This is a genomic window from Neochlamydia sp. TUME1 (assembly GCF_000813645.1).
Taxonomy (GTDB): Bacteria; Chlamydiota; Chlamydiia; order Chlamydiales; family Parachlamydiaceae; genus Neochlamydia.
Window position 1 is genome coordinate 1 of sequence record NZ_JRXI01000171.1, and the last position, 1134, is coordinate 1134.

Annotated in this window: 1 protein-coding gene; it reads right to left on the reverse strand. The window is 40.9% G+C overall.

Annotation, left to right across the window (positions count from 1 at the left end; genetic code table 11):
• Positions 1-1134: tetratricopeptide repeat protein (locus DB41_RS08045; protein ID WP_039386185.1), on the reverse strand; the 1134-nt coding region annotated here is incomplete at both ends.

Here is a 1134-nt window from a genome sequence, read left to right on the forward strand (position 1 = left end):
TAGCAAGCGCTTTAGTGCTATACTCTTCAGCCTTCTCTAAATTGCCTTGCTCTTTATAGATGACTCCTAGGTTGCTGTAATGGATTGCCACCGTGGAATGATTTTCACCAAAAAGCTTAAGGTTAATGGCAAGAGCTTTGCTGAAATACTCTGATGCTTTGCCTAACTTGCTTTGCGCTTGGTAGATTGCTCCTAGATTGCTGTAATTTGTTGCTACCTGAGTATGATTTTCACCAAACAGCTTAACGCTAATGGTAAGCGCTTTGTTGCTATAATCAGCTGCCTCGCCTAAATTGTCTTGATCTTGGTAGATTTGTCCTAGGTTGCTATAATCGGTTGCCACCGCGGAATGATTTTCACCAAAAAGCTTAACGCTAATGGTAAGCGCTTTGTTGCTATACTCAGCTGCCTTGTCTAAATTGCCTCGGCCTTTGTAAATTTGTCCTAGATTGCTGTGGCAAATTGCCACCTTGGGATGATTTTCACCAAAAAGCTTAAGGTTAATGGCAAGCGCTTTAGTACTATACTCTTCAGCCTTCTCTAAATTGCCTTGTTCTTTATAGATTTGTCCTAGATTGCTATGATCGATTGCCACGCCGGGATGATTTTCACCAAAAAGATTAAGGTTAATAGCAAGCGCTTTGTTACTACACTCTGCTGCCTTGCCTAAATTGCCTTGATCTTTATAGATTTGTCCTAGATTGCTGTAATTGATTGCCACGTCGGGATGATTTTCACCAAAAAGCTTAAGATTAATGATGAGCGCTTTGTTATTACACTCTGCCGCCTTGTCTAAATTGCCTTGATCTTGGTAGATTTGTCCTAGGTTATTGTAATCTCTTGCCGCCATAGGATGATTTTCTCCAAAAATCTCAAGATCGATAGCAAGCGCTTTATTGCTATTCTCTGCTGCCTTGCCTAAATTGCCTTGGGCTTGGTAGATTTGCCCTAGGTTGCTATAATCGATTGCCACCATGGGATGATTTTCACCAAAAAGCTTAAGATCAATAGCAAGCACTTTGCTACTACACTCTGCCGCCTTGCCTAAATTACCTTGGTCTTTATAAATTTGTCCTAGATTGCTGTGGCAAATTGCCACCTTGGGATGATTTTCACCAAAAAGCTTAAGGTTAA